Genomic DNA, 21,379 nt, shown 5'->3' with positions numbered 1-21,379 from the left:
CGGAAAGGCGGCGGACTGATGGCGGTCAGCGGCAACTTCACGAACTGCAACTGCGGGCCGGACGTGCCCACGTGCGCGAACCCCACGGAGCCGGTCGCCACGGTGGGCCTGTGCCTCTCGGACGGAACGCCCATCGCGGTGACCGTGGTGAGGGACTGCGCGGGCACGGTCACCCAAGAGGGCTGGATCGACCTCACCACCGGCCTCTACACGGCCGGGCCCCCGCCGGAGGGGGCCGGGCCGTGTGACGCCGGGTGCGTGGACACCGTGTGCCGGACCCGCTGTGACGACACGGACGGGGACGGCCAGGCGGACGCCACGTACACGGAGCTCTGGTGCATCCGCGCGGACGGTTCGGCGGAGCTGGTCCTCACCTACCAGGACGACCCGAGCGTCCCGTACGCGCCGGCCGCGCCGGTGGACTGCGAGTACGGGTGTCAGGAGTCGGAGACTCTGACCCTCTGCGATGACGGCGGCCCGTTCCTCCGTCGCTACACCTGGCTCAACGGCGCGGCCACCTATGTGGACTTCGAGCTGGACGGCCTCACCCCGCACGTCGTGAACGGCACCGTCACCACGTGCGCCGGGACCGGCGGCGGTGGCACGCCGTGCGCGGAGGCGACGACGCCGGCGGCCACGCTCGGCCTCTGCCTCCCGGACGGGACCCCGCTCGCTGTGGTCATCACCCGGGACTGCGACGGCGTCACCACACAAGAGGGGTGGCTCAACCTCACCACCGGCGCCTACACCAGCGGCCCGCCACCGGCCGGGGCCGCCGCGTGCGGGGACGCTCGCGCGTTCGAACTCGCCGGGCTCCTCTGCGACACCGACCCGGCCACCGGGGACGTCCTCGGCCTGGTCCTCGTGGAGTACGCCTACAACGAGGACGGCAGCCTGGCGAGCGTGCGCCTGGTCGACCCGGCCACCGGCAACACGTACACCCTCCAGGGCGAGCTACGGCACTGCCCCGCCGGCACTGAGGAGCAGCCGGAGCAGGACATCGCGGTCCTCTGCGACACCGCGGCGGACGGCACGGTCACCGCCTTCGTCCGGGACTACCGGCGCGATCCGGCGAGCGGGCAGATCAGCGGGCACACGGACTACACCCTCGGCGGAGCCCCGTACACCCCGGCCGGGACCGTTGGTGTCTGCTCCGAGCCTGAGACGGCAGACGTGGAGTCCTGGCCCCTGTGCGTCGTGAACGCCGTCACGGGTGTCACAGTCGCCCGGGTCCGCCGTGAGACGGTCTACGACGGCAACGGTGAGGCGGTGACGACGCGGCTCGTCGACGCGATGACCGGCGCCCCGTACACGCTGCCGGCGGGCACGCGTCTTGGCGAGTGCTGCGAGACCACACGGGAAGCCGTGTGTGTCACCCCGCTCCTGCCGACGTCCAAGCGGGTGGTGTCCAACCCCGGCAACGCCAGCGGGCGCGTAGACCCGGCCTGGACTTGGGGAATGACCCCGGCCGGAGGCCGCCCCGTCTACGACGTTGCCGGACCGGCGGCTTGGACGACTCCGCATCCCCCCGGCGGCGGGTGGGTGTCCCTGACCCCGAGCACGATGACCACGCCGCTGCCCGCTGGGGCCCCGGTCGACTACTACATGGTCACCACGTTCGAGCTGCCGGACGATGCGGTCCTGGACGCCACCACCATCAAGATCGACACGCTCAACGCGGACAACGCCGTACCGGGGTACGCCCTCAACGGCGCGGCGGAGACGCGGACCAACCCGCAGGCGGGGACGTGGTTCAACCAGCCGCCCTACCGCGAAGCGGAACACCGCATCGCCGGCGCCATACGGGGCATCAACCGCCTCGCCGTCCGCGTCACCGAGGCAGGCCCCGGGAGTAACGGCGGAGTCCTGCTCGACGTCACCCTCACCTACCGTGTGCCGGGCGTACCGGAGTACTGGACGGTGGAGTACCGCGACTGCGGTACAACCACGTTCATCGACCCGGACGGCAACCGGTACGAGGGCGGCCTCCCGGACGGATACATGGCCTGCGGGGGCGGGTCCGGTGGCTCGGCCGCGCCGTGCGGCGACACGGAGACGCTGGTCCTGTGCGACACCGCAGCGGACGGCACGGTCACCCCCTTCGTGCGGCGCCTGACATTCGACTGCACCGGCGAGGTCGCCAGCACTGAGGACCTGGAGCTGGACGGGACCGCGCCTTACACACCGTCCGGGACGGTCGGCCAGTGCCAGACGGCCGCCGGTCAGGAACCCGTGCCGTGTGAGGCACAGAACGTCCTCAGCGCGTGCCGATGCGACGACACGGACGGGGACGGCATCGCGGACACGGAGTACACGGAGCTCCTGACCGTGGACTGCGCCGGAGCGCTCTCCAGCATCGGCACCTACACGCCGGACCTGGCCGCCCCGTACACGCCCGTAGCGCCCGTGGACTGCGACGCGGGCGCCGAGGGCGCGGACCCGGCTCTCGGTGTCCAGCCTGGCCGCGTCCAGCTCGCGGTGGGTGCCTCCTGGAATGCGGACTCCGTGGCGGCGCTCCAGTCCGTCACGGCGACCGCCCACACCGGGCCGGGCCAGATCACCACCAGCGACGGCACTTCCACCCTCTTCCAGGGCGAGTCCGTCACCTGGTCCACGAGCAGGGAAGGGGACGCGCTCCTGACCGGCCCCCTGATCATCACCGCCACAGGCGGAATCGTCACCGTCACCTACACCCTTGGAGGAGTCCAGCTGTGAGCGGATGCTGTGGTCAGGGGCCCGTCATCATCAGCGGAACGCCCGCCGCGACTTCCCGGTTGGACGTGGCGACCGTCCTCCTCTGTGACGTCCTCCCGGACGGCACGGTGGCAGGCGTCGCCCTCGTGGAGCCGGTCTACGACGCGACCAGCGGGGACCGTCTCGCCACCCGGATTGTGGACCCGGTCACCGGTGACGCCTACGTGCCCGTGGGCACCCTAGGCCCGTGCGCCCCGGACGGCTGCAACGCCACCACCGCGGCGCAGGTCCTTTGTGACGTCCAGGCTGACGGGACCGCCGTCCAGTTCACCCGGGCCACCACGTACGACTGCCAGGGCGCGCTCCTGGCCACCCTGGACCGCACCCTGGACGGCGCCGCCTACACCGTCACGGGCACGGTCCAGGTCTGCCCGACCGCCCCGGACTGCGAGCAGCCGACGACGCCCACCGCCACCGTGGGCCTGTGCCTCCCGGACGGGACACCGATCGCCGTCACCGTCGTAAGGGACTGCGAAGGCGTCACCACGCAGGAAGGATGGGTCAACCTCCGCACCGGCGCTTTCTCCGCTGGCGCCCCGCCCGCGGGCACGATCGCTTGCGGGGAGGGCCAGTCCGTCCAGGTCTCAGGTACGTTCTGTGACCTCGCCCCGGACGGGACCGTCCTCGGCCTGGTCCTCATCGAGTACAGCTACGCCGCGGACGGCACGATCTCCGGCGTGCGTCTCGTGGATGCCACCACCGGCTCCACCTACACACCGCAAGGCACTATCAGCGTGTGCCCGGCCGGGGTGGAGCAGCCGGAGCAGGACCTCGCGGTCCTCTGCGACACCGCACCGGACGGCACGGTGACCCCGTACATCCGGGACTACCGCAGGGATGAACTCGGCGCGATCACCGGTCACTCGGACTACACCCTGGACGGCGCGGCCTACACGCCGTCCGGCACTGTTGGAAACTGCCAGGCGGAGCCGTGCCACGGCTGCGAGACTCTGACGCTCTGTGACCTGGTCCCGGAGTCCCCGTCCGACCCCGTAGACCCGCCCTTTGTCACGCCCGTGCCTTTCCTCCGGACGATCTGCCGTGACTGCTCCGGCGCCGTGACATCGACAACGGATACGGCCCTGGACGGGACAACGCCATACGTCCCCACAGGCGAGGTCACGGCCTGCGATGCGGAGCCCGCCGCTACGCCGGAGCAGCCGGAGTCGGACGCCGTGGTCCTATGCGACACCGCCGCGGACGGCACCGTGACCGCATTCGTGCGGGACTACTGGCGCGACGTGTCCGGCCAGATCAACGGGTACACGGACTACGCCCTGGACGGCGCCCTCTACACGCCGGCGGGCATCGTCGGCACCTGTACCCCGCAGGCGACGCCGGCCGAGGCTGACGTCGAGACGATCCCGCTGTGCCTCATCGATGACGCCACCGGCAACGTCTTGCAGAACATCCGCGCGGAGGTCGTCTACGACGCCACCGGAGCGCGCACTGAAACCCGCTACGTCGACGCGGTGACCGGCGCACCAGCCACCCCGCCCGCCGGCGCAAGTTTCGCGGTGTGCCCTGCTCCGGACGGGTGCGCGAAGCAGGTCATTGAGAGGTGCGGTTGCGACGATGCCGACGGCGACGGCATCGGTGAGGTGACGTATACGGAGTTGTGGGCCGTGGACCCGTGTGGCGGTGATGCCCCGGCGCTCCTCGGCACCTACCGGGACGGCGACCTGACGCAGCCGTACACCCCGGTTGCGCCAGGGGAGTGCACGGCCAGCCTGGAGGAGCCGGAGCCCCTGTTCACCGGCATCCGCCGGACCTCTGGGGACGAGGTAGTGAACCTCTCTGGCATCCACCCCGGCCTCCAGTCCGCCACCCTCACCGTCCTCGCCGGTCAGGGGACGGTGACCACCGACGACGGCACGGCGACCATCCCGGCCGGCGTCACGCTCTCCTGGTCCGTGTCGCAGGACACCGACCAGGCCCTCACCACATGGACCGGGGGCAGCGTCGGCACCGGTTCGGACGTCCTCCTCCACTTCACCTACAGGGGGTGACCTGACATGGCTGGAGCATGCTGTGCCGGAACGCCGGGACCGCCCGGCCCTCCAGGCCCACCGGGGACACCCGGCGGCCCTCCCGGGCCTCCCGGACCGCCAGGCGCGGACGGCCAGGACGGTGTCACCCCGAAGTTTGCGAGCACCACGTGCATCACGGTCAGCGGGGACGGCTCCGCCGGCGCGCCGCTCCGCGCAACGCCGGTCATCCATCCCGCTCCGTGTAACGGGCTCACCTGTACGGCCTCCGGGCTCCTCGTCCCGGAGACGAGCGTGGTCGGCACGCTCGGCCCCGCGCCCGGCCGGATCGCGAATGATCTTCAGTCGGTGGACGTGGTGGTCACGGCCCCGGCCGCAAACGCCTGCCCGCAGACGTACACCGTGAAGGCGTACCTCACGCCGCTTAGGGGTGAGGCCGGGCCCGTGGCGGACGCCAACCTCCTCCCTTCCCGGACCAGCGGCGCGTGGGTGACCACGGCGCTCACCGCGGTCCTCCCCGATCCCGGGGTGTACCTCATCACCGCCGACATCGACACGCAGATCTGCGCCACCGTGGACGCCGCGGGCACCACGAACCTGTGGACGATGGTTCGCCTGATCCACGCGCAGTCAGGCGCCGTTGAGCTCGCCCCGCGCCAGGGATCGCAGCACCAGTTTTCAACCAACGCCCAGACCCGATTCCAGCACTGCATGAGCAACACCACGTCTCTTTCCGGGCTGGTGACCGTGACGGCGGCACAGGGCACGAAGACGATCCGCGTGCAGGCGATTTTGCAGGGCGGCGGCGCCGGTGACGGCCTGACCGGCGGGTCGACCATCCAGACATCGCGCTTCGTCGGGGGCGCGTCGTTTCTAACTTGGGTCAAGGTGGCTGACTGATGGCAGGCGGATGCGGGCGTATCTACCGCGTGGACCCCCGGCTGGTGGAGTCTTCGTGCAACGCGCTCACACAGACGGCGGCCGGGCTCCTCGTGCCGGAGGTCCAGCTCCAGGCCGGCCCTGGCATCACGGTCACACCGCCGGCGGACGGGGCGTGTCCCGCCGTGTGGCAGCTGGCTGCTGACGGCTCGTGGGCGCAGAACTCCACGCTCACCTTCACCCACGCCCTGGACGGTGCAGACCGGGTCTATGAGCAGGTGACGGAGATCCCGGACCTGACGATCCCGCGCGCCGGAGTGTGGGAGGTCGACTACAACGCACGCGGCGCCGTCGCGATGCCCGCGGCCACGGCGGGCGCCGAGTACGTCACCACCGCGCTCTACAAGAACGGCGCGGCAATCGTCGGGAGTGAGGCCCTGATCATCGGCACCGCCGGGGCGGGTAGCGCCAACAATGCGACGGGCGGCCTCTCCTTCCTCCACTTTTTCGCCGCGGGCGACGTCGTGACCCTATGGGCGTACCGCATCGGCCAGGCCGGCACCGCCTCCGTGATCTCCAACGCGGACGGCCGCACGCGGATCTCCATGCACTGGATCGGACCGACGGGAGACACACCAGCATGACCGGAACCGCAGCAGGGCTATCCATTGAGTGCCCGCAGACCCTCGCGAATGAGTGCTGGAAGATCCCCGGGTTCCGGTACATGTCGTACGACAACTCTGCCACCACACCGTGCGGCGTCTCCGCCATCAACGGGACGCCGGGCGGCGTCTGTGACCGGCCGAACGTCAAGTTCGTGTCGTGGATCATCAACGGCCGGAACGTCCTTACGCCGTTCAATGACGGGCTGGACGAGTGCGGCGCACCGCTGCTCTCCGACCTCGCCGCGGCCCTCAACACGTGGGACCCTTTTGGTGGGAACTGGGCCACGGCCGTCTCTGACCTGTGCGCCTATCACATCCGCTCCCGGGCGCTCCCGCCTACGGGCACGGACTACGGCGTCATCACCCTCGTGGACAACGACACTGGCGAGACGATCACCTTCACCCCGGCGGAGATCGTGGTCCCTGACCAGTTCTTCCGCCGCATCACGGAAGTGGACTGCGACGGCCAGACCACCGTCCGGTGGGTGAACGACGCCGGCGCCACCGTCCCGGCCCCGGACCCGAAGCAAATCGTGGAGTGCTCCGTCCAGGCCGTCCCCGACGCGCGGACCTCCCCGACGAACCGGGTACGCCCCCGCATCAAGCGCTACACGGGCGCCGTCACCGCCGGGAACATCGACGCCTTCCCCTCAGACATCCAGTCCGTCACCCTCACCGTCCTCGCGGGTGCCGTCCGCGTCCAGGCCGCAGGCTCCGGCTCCTCCCACGGCGGCGCGCCAACCACATTCGAGGACGACGTCACGGTGCCGGCCGGGGTGACGCTCTCGTGGGGCGTGGACGGGGACTCCTATGACCTCGCCCTGGACGGGTCCCTCATCTTCACCGGCACGGCCGCGGGCGCGGACTTCCTCGTCCACTGGACCGAGCACGTCTACACGGATTGGGACTGAGCCATGGGGACTTCAAGCAGCATCCGCATCTCGGAACGCGGTTTCGACACGCTCCCGGCCGCCGTGGACCTCCAGCCGGTGGGCACTGGAGTGTGGACGAACACCGGCTGTCAGGTGACCCTCCCGGCCGCCGGGACCTACCACTTGGACGCCACGGTCCGCGCCACCCTCACCGCCGCGGACGGCGTCAACGTATGGATCGGCGCCCGGTTGTGGGACGTCACGGCGGGGGTGGTGGTGCCGGATAGTGAGGTGTTGGTCTACCAGATCGCCAACACGGTGACCCCGGCCACCACCGCGGTTACCGAAGGAGGCAACCAGTCCGGGGCCGTCCTCGTGCCGTACACGGTGCCGGGCTCACGCGTCATCCGCCTTCAGGCGGTCCGCAACGTCGCTGGCGGTAACTCCAGCGTGGCCCGGGTCATCTCGGACGCTAACGGCCGTACGACGCTCAGGTTCGAGCGCATCGCATGAGCACATCCGGGAGCTACCAGCGGCCCGGCCTCCTGCCCGGGGGCACGGCCGCCGTCGGCGTCACCGTCCACGCCGCCTGACCCGGCCCCCCTCAAACCCACTGGAAGGGACCATGACCAGCAGCCTGCCCCGCCCTGCCCGGGCTCCCCGCCTTCGCGTCCTGGTGGTCCTCCCCGCGTGGGGTGCGGTGCCGGCGGCCGGGGCGTTCATCACCACCCGGGAGTACGCCCTCGGCCTGGCGGCGGCCGGGCACCTCGTGCACGTGGTCACCTCCTCCCGGGACCCCGGCCGGCGCTACACGGAGGCCGGAGTGACCGTGTGGCCGCTCCAGTCATGGCGGTCCGCGGTGCGGGAGGCGCGGCCGGAGCTGGTGATCTCCCACCACGGGGACCGGCGCGCGGTCCGCATGGTCGCCGAGCTCCCCCGCCGGGTGCGCCGCATCCTCATGGTTCACGGCATGTCCCCGCGCCTGGAGTTGGGCCGGCCGGACCTGGCTTGGTTCCCCTCCCGGGCGTGCGCCGACCACTACCCCTACCAGGGCGCGGCGGTGGTGCTCCCGCCGCCGGTGGACCCGGCCCGCTACCGCACCATGCCGGGGGAGCTGGTGACGCTCAACGGGACGACCGCGGCGAAGGGCGCGGACGTCCTGGCCGCCGTCGCGGAGCGGATGCCGGAGCGCGGGTTCCTCGCGGTGCGCACCCCGTGGCATGAGGAGGTCCCGCTCCCGGCGAACGTGGAGGTGATCGACCGTACGGAGCCGGCCGCCGTGTATGCCCGCACCAGGCTGCTCCTCATGCCCTCCGTGACGGAGTCGTGGGGCCGGGTCGGGGTGGAGGCCATGCTCTCCGGTATCCCCGTCCTGGCCGCCCCGCTCCCCGGCATCCGGGAGGCACTGGGCGAGGGTGCCGCCTACCTTCCGCGGGAGGACCCGGACGCGTGGGTGGCCGCCATCCGCCGCCTGGACGACGAGGCGGCCTACGCCGCGGCGGCGGAGCGTGCCCGGGCGCACACCAGCGGCGTGGACTACGTGGCGGACGTGGCCGCGTTCGAACGGGCCTGCACGGACCTCGTCCGCCCCACCGCCGCCGCCCGGCGCCCCGCCCCCGCCCCCGCTCCCGCGCCCGTGCGGCCGGCGCCCACCCTGTCCGTGCCTGGAGAGGTGCCCTCCAGGGTCCAGGTGGCGGCGTGGGTCCACTTCGGGGTCCCGTACCGGCGTGCCGGGTCGGAGACGATGCTCCACACGATGATGCGGGCCCTCCACCAGGCCGGGGTGAGCGTGGCCGTGGTGTGCTCCAACATGCCCGAGGCGCCCGCCTCCTGGCAGGTGGACGGCGTCCCCTACCTTCACGCTGACGCGGAGGCGGCGGAGGACTTCCTCCGCACCGCCGGCCCCCGCGTCGTGGTCACCCACCACGACTACGCCGCCCGCGCCATCGGTCACGCCCGGACCATCGGCGCCCGCTCGGTGCTCCTGGTCCACTCAGATTTTGACATCGCGGCACAAGGCCTCATGGCGCGCCCGGACCTGGCCGTCTACAACACGGAATGGGTCCTCAAGTCGTTGGCGGCCCGCTACCTCGAGGTGGACCAGGTCCCGCGGCTGGTCGTCCACCCGCCGGTGGACCCCGGCGAGCACCGCGCCCCCGGGATGGGCCGTCACGTGACGCTGGTCAACCTCAACAGAGACAAAGGCGTCGACACCTGGCGCGCCGCCGCCCGGGCGCTCCCGTGGCTCCCCTTCCTCGGCGTCACCGGAGGGCACGGCCCGCAGGTCCTCCGCCCCCGCCTGGCGAACACGCGGATCATCGGCCAGACCTCCGACATGCGGCGGGACGTGTGGGCCCACACCCGCGTCCTCCTCATGCCGAGCGTGTACGAGTCGTTCGGCCTGGCCGCGGTGGAGGCCCTGGCCTCCGGTATCCCCGTGATCGCCCACCCCACTCCGGGCCTACGCGAAGCGCTCGGGGACGCCGCGGTGTTCCTGGACCGAGCCGACACCCGCGCCTGGACGGCGATGATCCGGGAGCTCCATCAGGCGACCACCCGCCGGGCTCGCCTCACCACGGCCGCGCGGGAGCGGTCCGCGCTCCTGGAGCGGCAGAGCCGGGCGGAGCTCCAGGCGTGGGTGGACGTCATCCGGGACCTGGCCGCCGGGTAACTCGTCCCGCCGGGGAAGGGGGGGCGCGGCTAGACTCCTGGTAGCCGCTGGTTCTGGGCCGGGCCGAGACGCACACGCCGTCTCCCTGCTGCTGGTTGTGGGCCGAGCCGTCCAACCCCCTTGTTGGAGGGCCACAGTGGCAGCTCCCCTCATCTCGAACGCGGCTACCGTCCGGATCACCCGCGTGGATGGCTGCGGCCGTCCCGTCTGTGGTGAGGACTCCGCATACGTCACCGACTGCTTCGCCTCCGTGAGCATGGAGGCGAACATCGAGGACGGTGAAGACATCGTCTTCACCGCCGCCAACGGGCGTCAGTGCGGGTTCAAGCGCGGATGCCCCACGCTCAACGGCTACGACCTCACCTTCACGTTCTTCCAGGCCTCGCCCGAGCTGATCGAGATCATGACCGGGTCCCCGGTGTACTTCGACTACGCCGGCCAGCCGATCGGATTCGATTCCTGCTCCATTCCCTGTAACTCCGGCTTCGCGCTGGAAGTCTGGACGGACGTCCTCGGGGAGGACGTGTGCGCCGACGAGGCCGCCGAAGGGGCGTGGGTGTACTTCCTCCTCCCGTGGGTGACCGGTGGCGTCATCGGTGACCTGGAGCTGGCGAACGAGGCGGTGAACCTGGAGCTCACCGGCGCCACCCGCGCGGGAGGCCGGTGGGGGACCGGCCCCTACGACGTCCAGGCGCAGGACGCCGCCGCCACCCCGGGCCCGATGCTCACCCCGCTCGGCCCCACGTGCCACCGCCGGATGTTCATCACGAACATCGCCCCGCCGGAGCCGTCCACCACGTACGTCCCGGTCGCCGGCGAGTTCTGCATGGCGTCCTGACGATGGGCGACTTCGACATCGTGGTGCCGGTGCGGGAGGGCGCCGCCAACGAAGCGTTGCGTTACGCGCTCCGCTCGTGGGCGGTCAACCTCCCGCACCGGCGGGTGTGGCTGGTCGGCTACCGGCCGCCGTGGGCCACCGGTGTGGAGCACATCCCGACCCACCAGGCCGGGAACACGAAGTACCGGAACACGACCCTGGCCATGCGCGCCGCGTGCGAACACCCGGACGTGTCGGACACGTTCCTGGCCGTCAATGACGACTTCTTCGTGATGCGCCGCCAGGAGTCCATGCCCGTGTTCCACCGCGGGCCGGTCCGGGAGGTGGAGTCCTACTACGCCACCCGCGGCAACGGCTCCTATCTCCGCGGGCTCCGGGAAACCCGGGACCTCCTGGCGAGCCTCGGCCATGAGGACCCGCTCTCCTACGAGCTCCACGTCCCGCTCCCCGTCACGAAGCGCGGCATGTTGGCCGCGCTGGAGATCGGCGCCCACCTGGACGTCCTCCACAAGCGTTCGATGTACGGGAACCTCGCCGGGATCGGCGGCACGCGCATGAGGGACGTCAAGGTCCTCCAGCGCGCCCCCTCCTTCGACCGGGAGGCAGCGTTCCTCTCGACCATGCCGGACTCCTTCACGAACGGGCACGTGGGCCGGTTCATCCGCGAGACGTTCCGCCGGCCGGGTCCGTATGAGACGAGGAGGCGGCGCCCGTGAGCCTCCAGGTAGGGCCGTGTGACCCCTGGCCGGTGGACCTCTGTTGCGATGTGGAGGACCGGGACCCGGCCGACGTGGCGCGCTGGACGCGGGTCGCGTCCACGATCCTCTGGCACCTCTCCGGGATGCGTTACGGGCCGTGCCCGGTGACCGTGAGGCCGTGCGCCCGCTCGTGCCTGGACACGACCGGCCCGATCTCCTTCCAGGCCTCCACGGGCGCGTCCACCGGTGGGTGGGTGCCGTACATCGGCGCGGACGGCGTCTGGCGTAACGCGTCCCTGTGCGGCTGTAAGAGCTCCTGCTCCTGCTCCGAGCTCTCCGAGCTCTACTTCCCCGGCCCGGTGTTCGACGTGGTCGAGGTCAACGACGGCGGCCACATCCTCATCCCCGGCCTGGAGTACCGGGTGGACGCACCCGGCCGCCTGGTGCGCCTCGGCGGCCAGCACTGGCCGAAGTGCCAGGAGATGGCCGAGCCGCCCGGCGCGCCGGGCACCCTGACCGTGACCTACCGGTGGGGCCTGGCCCTGGACGATGCCGCGGTGGCCGCGGTGTCGGAGCTGGTGTGCCACTACCTCAAGGGGTGCGGGAGCGGCGGCTCCTGCGGCTGCAAAGCCAACCCCCGCATGACGCGGATGACGCGCCTGGGCGTGGAGATGGAACGCCAGGACGTCACGCTCCTCTACGCCGAGGGCCTGACCGGGCTACCGGTCGTGGACATGTGGCTCATGGCCGTGAACCCATACCGGCTCCGCTCGCCGGGCCGGGTGTACTCCCCGGACTTCAAGCGCCCACGCGTCACCACCTGGCCGTAGGAGGCCCGCTCATGCCGCTCACCCCGTACTCCGTCCACGACCTGGCGGAGGCCGTCCTCGGCTGCGTGTGCGCCGCGCTGGACGCCGTGGCGGAGGACGTGCCCGGGCAGCCCGGTTGCCCGTGCCGCGCCTGCGTGGTGCCCGGTGTGGTGGCGTGGGACGGGTGCGGTCCCGAGGACTGCGGGCCGGGCGGTGAGCCGGGGCAGCTCACCGTGTCCGCGTCCCGTCTCTTCCCGGCCGGGCAGAACTTCCCCGCGGAGGACCGCACCGTCCAGGGCGTCCGCGGCTGCCAGGTCGCGCCGTTCACCGCCCTGGAGCTGGTGATCACCCTCCTCCGGTGCGCGCCCGTCATGGACGAGGGCGGGTGTCCGCCGACGTGTGAGGAGCAGACGGAGGCCGCCCGGGTCCTCCACGTGGACATGAGCACGGTCTACAGCGCGTTGTGGTGCTGCCTCCCCGAGCTCGGCCCCAACCCCCGCCGTCCGTACCGGTTCGTGATGGGAGCTCAGCGCGTCATCGGCCCGGAGGGCGGTTGCGTGGGCCTGGAGCAACGGGTCACCGTAGCGTTGCCGGGCTGCGGGAAGTGCCCGGGAGAGGACGGGACCTCATGAGCGTGAGCGTGACGGTGGATCCGAGCCGACTCGCGCGGCTCCTCCGCGCCCGTGGAGGGCCGGCGGAGCGGCGCCTCCGGGCAAGGACGCGGCGGGTGGCCGACATCGCGGCCGCCGGCGCGCCGGGCTCCATGGGCTCCTATGTGGACTGGCGGGTGGAGGAGGGGCCGCGCGGCCTCCAGGGCGTGGTGACGTGTGATCACCCGGCCGTCTTCTACGTGCTGGACGGCACGCGCCCTCACCTCATCCGGGCCCGCCGGGCGAAGTTCCTCCGGTTCGAGGTCGGCGGACAGGTCCTCTTTCGGAAGGTCGTCCGGCACCCGGGAACGGACCCGAACGATTTCATGGGCCGCGCGCTCCGGCTCGGCCGGTAGTTGACCCGGCGGGTGGCGCGTGCCAGCCTGCCGGGAGCTGATCAGTGCAGCGGCGGAGGCCGCTCCTCTTGCCCCGGCCTGGCCGGGGGCCCCTCATGCCGGGAGGGCGGGGAGCGGCCTCCGTGCCGTCTCCCGCCCGGGCCGGGCGCGGCTACCCTCCTCCCTGGTACGCGTACGCCGCTGGTTGTGGGCCGGGCGATGGCGCGGACGGGAGCAAAGGACCCCTGCCGTGGGAGAACGCCGGTCATTCACACTCAACAAGACGCCGCACGTCGCGGAGCTCGGAGACGGCCTTGAGCTCCACTTCCAGCCGGAGGTCATGGGGGATGAGTTCCTGGAGGGGTACGTTCAGCTCCAGGAGACCTACCGGGGGCTCGGGGAAGGCTCCGCGAACGACCTCTCCGGGATGGACTTCGGGAAGGCCGCCGAGATCATCCGGGAACTCCGCGGCTTTCTCTTCAACCTCCTCATGCCGGAGTCGAAGGAGATGTTCTCCCGCTTCGTCGTCCTCAAGGGCGGCCAGGAGGCCGGCGCCTACCTGACCCGCGAGGAGGCTGAGTCCGCCGCCGAGGGTGTCACGGGCGCCACCGTCCGGGACGAATCCCTCCAGCTCCCGCTACGCGTCCTCATGGAGATCCTGGAGTGGATCGCCGAGCTCTACGGAGGCGGGCAGCGCCCTACTGGGTCGTCCACCGCCTCCTCCTCTCCATCGCCGAGGGGTACGAGGCGTGGGACGGCCACCTCTCGCTCCAAGGGGTAGACCTCCACTCCTGGACTCTCCGGCGGTTGCTGAATGCCGCGGAGGCCGCCATCGACGCCGCCGCGGAGGACGACGCCGAGCGTGCCCGCAACCGCGCGAAGCTCTACGCCCCGCCGGCCGGGGCGGGCCGTGCGGGTGCCAGCAGGCCCGGGGCCAGGGCGGGGGCCGCCCGTCCCGCCCGGTCCATGGGAGCGTCCCGGGCAGCCCGTACGGGCGACTCACCGCCCTCTATGGGTGACGGGGTGTCCATGGGCCAGGCGCAGTCCATCATGGCGCAGCTCGCGGCGGAGGACGCCCGCCTGGCCGGGGGCCGCTAGCGGCTAGTCTGGAGGCGGCCCGCCCTGGTGAGCGGGCCGCCGCCGACTGGTTTTGGGCCGGGCGACCATCACGCACTCCGTGAGGTTGCCCCGTGGCCGAGGACGAGGTCGATTACGGCGCGGCCCGCATCCGCATCGAGCTGGACGACAGCGAGGCGGTAGCGGACGCCCGGGACGTCGGGGCCCGTATTGAGCGCGCCCTCGACCGGTCCACCCGCAACATCGGGCGGACCATCGCCCGCAACATCCGTGACGGCCTCCGGGACGTCACCGCGTCGGTCCGGGTGGAGCCGAACCTCTCCCGGTTCGAGCGCAACCTCCGCACGCAGCTCCGCGCCCTGGCGGATGTCCCGGTCCGCGTCGCCCCCGACGTCGCCCGGTTCGAGACCAGCCTCCGCGCTCAGCTCCGCTCCCTCCCGGACGCGCTGGTCCGGGTCACCCCGGACCTGGCCCGGTTTGAGACCAACCTCCGGGCACAGCTCCGTTCCCTGGCGGACGCCTCGGTCCGGCTGGTCCCCGACCTCTCCCGGTTCGCCACGGCGCTACGCCGGGAGCTCCGCACCCTCGGCGACTTCGCCGTCCGGGTCGCGCCGAACGTCTCCCGGTTCGCCACGACGCTGCGCCAGGAGCTCCGCGGCCTGGAGCTCCAGGTCCGCGTCATCCCGGACCTACGCCGGTTTGACCGCGGCCTGATCACCGGCCTCCGCGACTTGGACGGGATCAACATCCCGATCCACCCGGACCTCTCGCAGTTCGAGGCCCGGCTCGTGGCCGGCCTCTCCGATATCGACGGGATCAACATCCCCGTCTTCCCGGACCTCTCTCAGTTCGACGCGCGGCTACGGGCGCACCGTCCGCCGGACGTCACGGTCAACGTCAATGCCGATACGGACCGGCTCGGGCGTACCCTCGGCGCACTCGGCGGGATCGCCGGCCGGGTGGCCGGTGCGCTCCGTGGGCTCCTGGTTCTCGGCGCCGTTGGTATCGCGGCTGCCAGTGCGGCAACGACGGTGGGCGGCCTGGTGGGCGCGCTCGCCCCCCTGGGCGGGATCTTCGCCGCCTATCCGGCGCTCATCCTGGGGTGGCAGGCCGCACTGGGAACCCTCCGGCTCGCCCTCATGGGCGTCCAGGACGCTTTTAAGGCCGCCCTCACCGGGACTGGTGAGGAGTTCACGAAGTCCCTGGAGAACCTGTCCCCCGCCGCGCAGAAAGCGGCGAAGGAGGTCCGCGCCCTCAAGCCCGCTTTTGAAGAGCTCCGGAACTCCGTCCAGGACGCGTTTTTTGAGCGCTTTGCGGGCCAGATCACCACCGCGGCGAACGCGCTCGCCGGGCCGCTACGCGCGGGCCTGTCCGGGATCGCGGCGGAGTTCGGTAAGGCCGCCTCCGCCGCCCTGGACTTCGCGGCGTCCGGGCAGGCCGCGGCGCCGCTCAAAGCTCTCCTCCAGGGCACCCGCCAGGCGGTGTCCGGTTTGCAGACCGCTATCGCGCCGGTGGCGAAGGGCTTTCTGGACATCGGGGCCGCGATTGCCGCGGCGTTCGGTGAGCGCGCGGGTACGGCCATCGGGAACCTTGGCGCGCGGTTCGGGACGTGGCTCTCCACGCTCGCGGCGTCCGGGGAGGCTGTGGACAAAGTCTCCGCCGCCCTATCGACGCTGGCGCAGCTCGGGCGGATCGCGTCCAACGTCGGGGACATCCTCTCCGGTGTCTTCAAGGCCGCCGGCGCGGCAGGCGGCGGTTTCGTGGGGAACTTGGAGACGATCACCGCGTCGTTCTCCCGGTTCGTCAGCTCGGTTGCGGGACAGGAGGCGATCACCGCCCTCTTCCGCACGCTGGCTCAGGTAGCGGCACAGCTCGGGCCGATCTTCTCCGCGCTGGTCACGCAGGTGGGCGCCATCGCGCCCGCGATCGGGCCCATCCTTACCGCGCTCGGGCCCGCCATCGTCGGAGTCATCAACGCCCTCGGCCCCGCCATCGCCGGGATCATGCCCGGTATCCAGGCGGTAGCTGAGGGCCTGGCGCAGGCCTTCGCCGCGGTCGGGCCGTCCCTCGCCCCGCTCGGCGCCGCCATCGGCCAGATCCTTGCCGCGCTCGCCCCGCTGCTCCCGATCTTCGGGCAACTGGCCGGCATCCTGGCCTCCGCGCTCGCCCCGATCCTCCAGGCCATCACGCCGCTTATCGCGCCCATCGTTGCGGCGTTTCAGCAGTTCGTTCCGGTCATCGCCACACTGGTGTCCACGCTGGCCGGAGCGCTGGTTCCGGTCATTCAGGCGCTGCTGCCCGTCTTCATCCAGCTCCTCGGGCCGGTTGTCCAGCTCGGCCAGGCCATAGGCGCCGCACTGGTCCCGGTCATTCAAGCGCTCGGGCCGATCCTGGCGGCCCTGGCTCCGGCCCTCGTTCAACTCTTCCTCGCGTTCAACCCGGTGTTGAACGTGATCGTTCAGTTCGCGCCGCTACTTACCCCGCTCATCGGTCTCATTGGTCAACTCGTGGCGTGGGTGCTCCGTCTGATCACGCCGTTTATCCAGCTCGTGGCCCCGCTGGTGGCGGTGATTGCCCAGTTCTTCGCTATCAACCGGGCGGTGGGGACGGTCATTGGGTGGATGGGGCGTCTCTGGGCCGCGGTGACCGCCGCAGCGTCCCGGATCGGTGCCGCGACGTCCCGCATGATCTCGTTCTTCTCGTCCATGATTTCCCGCGTCATGGGCTTCGTGGCGTCGCTCGCCTCCCGGCTCCCCGCCGTCTTCACGTCTATGCTCGCCCGCGCCGTGTCCACGGTCTCCTCCGGGGTCTCGCGCGTAGTCGGGTTCTTCCGTGGTCTACCCGGCCGCGTGGCCAGTGCGCTGGGTGGTCTTGCGGGCCGGGTCGCCGGCATCTTCCGCAGTGCCGCGAGCCGTGCCCGGAGCGCCGCGTCCGCCCTCATCACCGGCGTGGTGTCCCTCTTCCAGGGCCTCCCGAGCCGGATCGTGAGCGCGGTTGGTGACATCGGCGGCCGGCTCATGTCGAAGATCAAAAGTGGGCTGCCGTCTGCCGTGCGGAAAGTGCTCCCTTTCGCTGACGGCGGGATCATCAACCGTCCCGTGGTCGGCCTCGTCGGTGAGGCCGGGCCGGAGGTCATCATCCCCCTCACCCGGCCGCAGCGTGCCCGGCAACTCGCGGAGGAGTCCGGGCTCCTGGACATCCTCGGCGCCGGCGGAAAGCCGGACCGGAAGGGGGCCGCGCCGGCCGCCGGGACGGTGAACCAGTACGTGACGATCAACGAGGTTGGGGACGCGCGCACCACGGCGCACCGCGTCACGTCCCGCCTCGCGGTGGCGGGAGGCCTGCTCTAAATGCTCACGGACTACATCACGTTGGGCGGGGTGGAGGTCGCCAACCACGCTCGCCTGGCCACCTACCTGGAGACGGTGGGGTCCGGCCTGACGTCGGCGGAGCCATGCCGGTGCGACACGCTCACGGCGGAACTGGTCGGGGACCTCCCGTACACGACGCCGGCCGAGGACGCCGCGCCCTGGTACGACGAGAGCGTCCCGGAGTCCGCCGACTTCGCCGGGCTCCTGGTCCTCTCCGTGGACGGCCTCGACACGCACCCGGTGAAGCGGTCCGTGACGAACGCGGTAACCGGCGGCGGCTCCTTCGGCCCGGCCCGGGTCATGCCACGCACCATCACCGTCACCGCGGTCCTCCTCGGCGCTACCTGTTGCGCGGTCGATTACGGCCTCCACTGGCTCTCTGAGGTCCTGACCGGCTGCACCACCGGCGAGTGTGAAGGCGACTGCCTGACCCTCTTCAACTGCTGCCCCTCGGAGGACCTGGACCCGGAGACCTTCGCGGAGCGGCACCGGCGGAGCGTCCGCCGCGTGGCCCTGGTGGACGGGCCGTCCGTGACGGCCCGGCACGGAGACGGCTGCACGCGCGGCGCGTGCTCCAGCGGAGCGGACATCATCACAGTGGAGTTCGTCCTCTCCGCCGCCACGCCGTGGTTCTACACGGACACGATGCCCGTGCTCGAGGTGGCCCCTCCCGTGGACCCGTCCACGGAGTGCGTCACCTGGTGCCTCCACGGGAGCGGGGAGGAGGGGTGTGAGGGGGCGTGCCGGCTGGCCGCGTGCCCGGACCCCACCGCGGCGTGCGCAGACCCGCTATGCCGCCCGCCGGCGCCGCCGGTGCCGAACATGCCGGACACGTGTTTCTGCGTGCCGCTGGCGGTTGAGCGGGAGTGCTACGAGGTGGACTTCACAGACCGCCCGGCCTGGTCCGTGGACGTCCCCATGATCACCATCCGGGCGGAGGACCAGGACATCCGGAACCTCACCCTGACGTTCTACGAGCGCACCCCCGGGGACGACACCCTGACGTGTGAGGACATGGCCGAGCTCCAGCGCTGCAACCCGCACTCCGTCTACCACGTGCGCTACCTCCCCGCCGGCGGGGCGCTCACCCTCGACGGGCAGATCGGCCGGGCCACCGTGGAGTGCGGCGGCGCGTGTGAGACCAGCTCCGACGTCTACGGCCGGGACGGACTCCCCGTATCCTTCACGCCGCTCTCGTGCGCGACGTACTGCCTATGCATCGAAAGCGACGTAGCCAACCCGCCCTCACCGCAAGCGGTGATCTCCGTGGGCGTCTCGGGACGGGGGTACTGACGTGTCGGTAGCAGGGTGCGGAACCCACCAGGCGCGCATCGTGGACCGGGACGGCGCCACCGTGGCGGAGGCGGACGTCCTCGCGGAGTGTGAGTGGACGCGCGAGCTGGACGAGTTCTCCAGCGCCCGCGTCCTCATCAACCCCTCCGGTGACTGCTGCAACCGGCTGGAGCGGGTGGAAGCCTGGCGGCACGAGCTCCACGTGTTCCGGGACGGCCAGCCGGTGTGGAACGGGCCCATCATCCAACCCGAGTGGCGCGCCGGGCAGATCGAAATCTTCGCCGCGGACATCCTGGCGTGGCTGGACCGTAGGGTCCCGCACCAGTCGATCACGTTCGGGGACTCCGACCTCACTGACATTGCCACCTGGTTGATTACGGACGGATTTGAGCCGGACGACCCGGGCCACGACATCTACGCCGTGGGCCCCTCCGGTGTGACCGGCGGCCGGGCGTACACGCGGAGCGTGGGACAGACCGGGGACCACCTCCGGGACCTGGCGGAAACCGGGTTGGACTACACGGCCGTGGGCTCCACGATCATCCTCCTCCCCGAGGACCACACCGGGAGCGTCGGCCGGCTCACTGACGCGGACTTCCCGGAGGAGCTGGTGATCGGCCAGGACGGCTCCAACCTCATCACGCGGTGGATCGTGGCCGGGGACGAGGACTCCGGAGTGATGGCGGAGGAGGGCGGCGTGGACTCGTATTACGGGCTCCTGGAGCGGTACGTGGAGCAGACGTCCATCAAGAGCCAGGCCTCCGCGATCTCCGCGGCCCGTTCCAAGCTGCGGGCCTCCGTCCCGGCGCCGGTGTTCATTGACACGGAGCAGGTGACGCTATCGCCGGACGCCGCGGTGGACGTCGCGAAGCTGGTCCCGGGCTGGTGCCTGGACATCACCTCCACGGCGACGTGCCGGACGGTGGCGCAGCGCATGAAGATCGTGGGGCTCAAGGTCTCGGAGACCGGCGGCGGGGAGAACGAGCCGGGCCGGGAGAGCGTGCAAGTGCAGTTGGCGGCGACCGGCGCGGAGGCGGCGTAGTGGCATCACGTGGAGGACCGGCGCGGCGCCTGACCGGCAACCCGCTCGGGGGGATGCTCCGGGACCTGGACCGGCGCACGAGGAGCACCACCAGGAGGAGCCGCCCGACCCCGCCCGCCGGGCAGCCTGGGGAGGGCCGCCAGGCGCCGCTACCGCCGCTCCCGCCTCCGCCGCCGGTGCTCCCGTCCGGGCCAGTCGCCGCGGTCGTCGCTACGGGCGAGGACGGCCGCGCCCGCTGGACGTACCCGGCCCCCCTCGCGGCGCCGCCAGTCCTGGCCGCCGTGGCCATCGACCCGGCGCCGGAGGACGAGGACCGCACGGTGTCCGTGGCCCTGGAGGAGGTCACCGCGGCGTACGCCGTCGTCCGGGTGTGGAGGACCCGGCCGCGCCGCGGGACGGGTGTCTCCTCCCCGGTAGGGGAGGGCGTCCGTGTCCACCTCACCGCGTACGCGCCCGGCACTTGAGCGTCCGCCCACCGCACCCGGCGCGCCCGGTTACTCTGCTGGTCGCGCTGCTGGTTGTGGGCCGGGCCGTCGTTCTCTCCCGAAGGGGTGAGTTCCATCGCCAGCGTGTGCGTGTGTGACGACTACTTCACGGTGACTGACACCGGGGAGCTCTGCCTCATCCCCGGCCGCCTCGGCCTCCGCCAGATCCTCCGTTTCAACGAGCCGGGTACGTACCAGTTCCGCAAGGCGGATTACCCGTGGTTGGCCCGCGTGCGGGTGCGCTGCCAGGCGGCCGGCGGTGGCGCGGCCGGGGCGTCGGCTGGGCAAAACCTCCTGGCGTGCCAGCCGGGCGGCGCTGGGGGTGGCTACTCGGAGTCCCTGCTCTCCGCCGCCTCCCTCGGCCCGGTAGAGACCGTGATCGTGGGCGACGGCGGGGACGCCGGCGGCCCGAACTCGGACGGCGGGAACGGCGGGGGCTCCAGCTTCGGCGGCCTGGTCACCGCCAACGGCGGCGGGGGTGGTACGGCCGTCATGTCGGCCGGGAACACGCCCGTCTGCTACTCCGGTACGGCCGGCCCCCTGGCGGGATCGGGGCAGATCACCATGGGCGGCGGCGCCGGTGGCGGCGCGTTCCGCATCAACGGGAATGAGGGCCTGGCCGGTGAGGGCGGGGAGTCGCACATGGGGCACGGCGGTTTCCAGCGGGCCTCCACCGGTGGCGGCGGCGCTGCCCGCGGCTACGGCGGCGGCGCGGGCGGAGGCCTCGCCCGGGACGGCAACTCCACGAACGGCACCAAGGGCAACAACGGCGCCGTGTTTGTGGAGCTCTACGGCTGACCCTGACCAGCGGTCCGGCGGCTGGTGGGCGGTGCGTCGATAGACTCAACGGTGCGCGCCGTCTGGTTGTGGGCCGGGCCAAGGACACTCTCCCGTGAGGACGGTGGGCTCCTGTGGCTCGATGCGGCTGCGGCGGCGGCGTGTGTAACTGTGC

General features: G+C 71.6%; 19 protein-coding genes. All 19 read left to right on the top strand.

What is annotated here, in order from left to right:
• Window positions 1-18: 18 nt before the first annotated feature.
• Entirely contained in the window at window positions 19-2,715 is a 2,697-nt protein-coding gene (locus ACMTAK_RS24055; RefSeq protein ID WP_413808122.1) for a hypothetical protein, read from the top strand.
• The gene (locus ACMTAK_RS24050) at window positions 2,712-4,763 is read left to right on the top strand and encodes a hypothetical protein (RefSeq protein WP_413808121.1); all 2,052 of its coding nucleotides are present in this window, start codon (window positions 2,712-2,714) and stop codon (window positions 4,761-4,763) included. The genes ACMTAK_RS24055 and ACMTAK_RS24050 overlap by 4 nt, the downstream gene beginning before the upstream one ends.
• 273 nt (window positions 4,764-5,036) lie before the next feature.
• The gene (locus ACMTAK_RS24045) at window positions 5,037-5,642 is read left to right on the top strand and encodes a hypothetical protein (protein ID WP_413808120.1); all 606 of its coding nucleotides are present in this window, start codon (window positions 5,037-5,039) and stop codon (window positions 5,640-5,642) included.
• Window positions 5,642-6,265: a hypothetical protein gene (locus ACMTAK_RS24040; RefSeq protein WP_413808119.1), complete on the top strand. Its 624-nt coding sequence runs from the start codon at window positions 5,642-5,644 to the stop codon at window positions 6,263-6,265. The genes ACMTAK_RS24045 and ACMTAK_RS24040 overlap by 1 nt, the downstream gene beginning before the upstream one ends.
• The gene (locus tag ACMTAK_RS24035; protein ID WP_413808118.1) at window positions 6,262-7,197 is read left to right on the top strand and encodes a hypothetical protein; all 936 of its coding nucleotides are present in this window, start codon (window positions 6,262-6,264) and stop codon (window positions 7,195-7,197) included. Before ACMTAK_RS24040 ends, ACMTAK_RS24035 begins: the two co-directional genes overlap by 4 nt.
• A gap of 3 nt (window positions 7,198-7,200) precedes the next feature.
• Complete coding sequence (locus ACMTAK_RS24030; protein WP_413808117.1) at window positions 7,201-7,671, top strand: hypothetical protein; 471 nt, start codon at window positions 7,201-7,203, stop codon at window positions 7,669-7,671.
• A gap of 112 nt (window positions 7,672-7,783) precedes the next feature.
• Window positions 7,784-9,829, top strand: a complete 2,046-nt coding sequence (locus ACMTAK_RS24025; RefSeq protein ID WP_413808116.1) for a glycosyltransferase family 4 protein — start codon at window positions 7,784-7,786, stop codon at window positions 9,827-9,829.
• 136 nt (window positions 9,830-9,965) lie between these two features.
• The gene (locus ACMTAK_RS24020; protein ID WP_413808115.1) at window positions 9,966-10,667 is read left to right on the top strand and encodes a hypothetical protein; all 702 of its coding nucleotides are present in this window, start codon (window positions 9,966-9,968) and stop codon (window positions 10,665-10,667) included.
• 2 nt (window positions 10,668-10,669) lie between these two features.
• Window positions 10,670-11,383 (top strand): hypothetical protein, encoded by a 714-nt coding sequence (locus ACMTAK_RS24015; protein ID WP_413808114.1) that lies wholly within the window; start codon window positions 10,670-10,672, stop codon window positions 11,381-11,383.
• Entirely contained in the window at window positions 11,380-12,195 is an 816-nt protein-coding gene (locus ACMTAK_RS24010; RefSeq protein WP_413808113.1) for a hypothetical protein, read from the top strand. Before ACMTAK_RS24015 ends, ACMTAK_RS24010 begins: the two co-directional genes overlap by 4 nt.
• An 11-nt stretch (window positions 12,196-12,206) precedes the next feature.
• Complete coding sequence (locus ACMTAK_RS24005; RefSeq protein ID WP_413808112.1) at window positions 12,207-12,806, top strand: hypothetical protein; 600 nt, start codon at window positions 12,207-12,209, stop codon at window positions 12,804-12,806.
• A gap of 95 nt (window positions 12,807-12,901) precedes the next feature.
• The gene (locus ACMTAK_RS24000) at window positions 12,902-13,180 is read left to right on the top strand and encodes a hypothetical protein (protein WP_413808111.1); all 279 of its coding nucleotides are present in this window, start codon (window positions 12,902-12,904) and stop codon (window positions 13,178-13,180) included.
• 229 nt (window positions 13,181-13,409) lie between these two features.
• Window positions 13,410-13,940, top strand: coding sequence for a hypothetical protein (locus ACMTAK_RS23995; protein WP_413808110.1), 531 nt, complete (start codon window positions 13,410-13,412; stop codon window positions 13,938-13,940).
• Between the two features lie 26 nt (window positions 13,941-13,966).
• Window positions 13,967-14,257: a hypothetical protein gene (locus ACMTAK_RS23990; protein WP_413808109.1), complete on the top strand. Its 291-nt coding sequence runs from the start codon at window positions 13,967-13,969 to the stop codon at window positions 14,255-14,257.
• 92 nt (window positions 14,258-14,349) lie between these two features.
• Complete coding sequence (locus ACMTAK_RS23985) at window positions 14,350-17,586, top strand: hypothetical protein (RefSeq protein WP_413808108.1); 3,237 nt, start codon at window positions 14,350-14,352, stop codon at window positions 17,584-17,586.
• Window positions 17,587-18,900 carry a hypothetical protein gene (locus ACMTAK_RS23980; RefSeq protein WP_413808107.1) on the top strand — a complete coding sequence of 438 codons (1,314 nt, stop codon included), beginning with the start codon at window positions 17,587-17,589 and terminating at the stop codon, window positions 18,898-18,900.
• A gap of 1 nt (window position 18,901) precedes the next feature.
• Window positions 18,902-19,942 carry a hypothetical protein gene (locus ACMTAK_RS23975; protein ID WP_413808106.1) on the top strand — a complete coding sequence of 347 codons (1,041 nt, stop codon included), beginning with the start codon at window positions 18,902-18,904 and terminating at the stop codon, window positions 19,940-19,942.
• Window positions 19,942-20,406 (top strand): hypothetical protein, encoded by a 465-nt coding sequence (locus ACMTAK_RS23970; RefSeq protein WP_413808105.1) that lies wholly within the window; start codon window positions 19,942-19,944, stop codon window positions 20,404-20,406. The genes ACMTAK_RS23975 and ACMTAK_RS23970 overlap by 1 nt, the downstream gene beginning before the upstream one ends.
• A gap of 87 nt (window positions 20,407-20,493) precedes the next feature.
• The gene (locus tag ACMTAK_RS23965; protein WP_413808104.1) at window positions 20,494-21,225 is read left to right on the top strand and encodes a glycine-rich domain-containing protein; all 732 of its coding nucleotides are present in this window, start codon (window positions 20,494-20,496) and stop codon (window positions 21,223-21,225) included.
• Window positions 21,226-21,379 lie beyond the last annotated feature (154 nt).

Source organism: Streptomyces lacaronensis (genome assembly GCF_047337785.1).
GTDB classification, from domain to species: Bacteria; Actinomycetota; Actinomycetes; order Streptomycetales; family Streptomycetaceae; genus Streptomyces; species Streptomyces lycopersici.
This window is presented reverse-complemented; position numbering and strand designations above follow the sequence as displayed.

Excerpts from the sequence above, each read along its gene's own strand:
- ACMTAK_RS24030 (WP_413808117.1), top strand. The coding sequence starts at position 7,201 with ATGGGGACTTCAAGCAGCATCCGCATCTCGGAACGCGGTTTCGACACG.
- ACMTAK_RS24025 (WP_413808116.1), top strand. The coding sequence starts at position 7,784 with ATGACCAGCAGCCTGCCCCGCCCTGCCCGGGCTCCCCGCCTTCGCGTC.
- ACMTAK_RS24040 (WP_413808119.1), top strand. The coding sequence starts at position 5,642 with ATGGCAGGCGGATGCGGGCGTATCTACCGCGTGGACCCCCGGCTGGTG.
- ACMTAK_RS24015 (WP_413808114.1), top strand. The coding sequence starts at position 10,670 with ATGGGCGACTTCGACATCGTGGTGCCGGTGCGGGAGGGCGCCGCCAAC.
- ACMTAK_RS24005 (WP_413808112.1), top strand. The coding sequence starts at position 12,207 with ATGCCGCTCACCCCGTACTCCGTCCACGACCTGGCGGAGGCCGTCCTC.
- ACMTAK_RS24055 (WP_413808122.1), top strand. The coding sequence starts at position 19 with ATGGCGGTCAGCGGCAACTTCACGAACTGCAACTGCGGGCCGGACGTG.
- ACMTAK_RS24035 (WP_413808118.1), top strand. The coding sequence starts at position 6,262 with ATGACCGGAACCGCAGCAGGGCTATCCATTGAGTGCCCGCAGACCCTC.
- ACMTAK_RS23980 (WP_413808107.1), top strand. The coding sequence starts at position 17,587 with ATGCTCACGGACTACATCACGTTGGGCGGGGTGGAGGTCGCCAACCAC.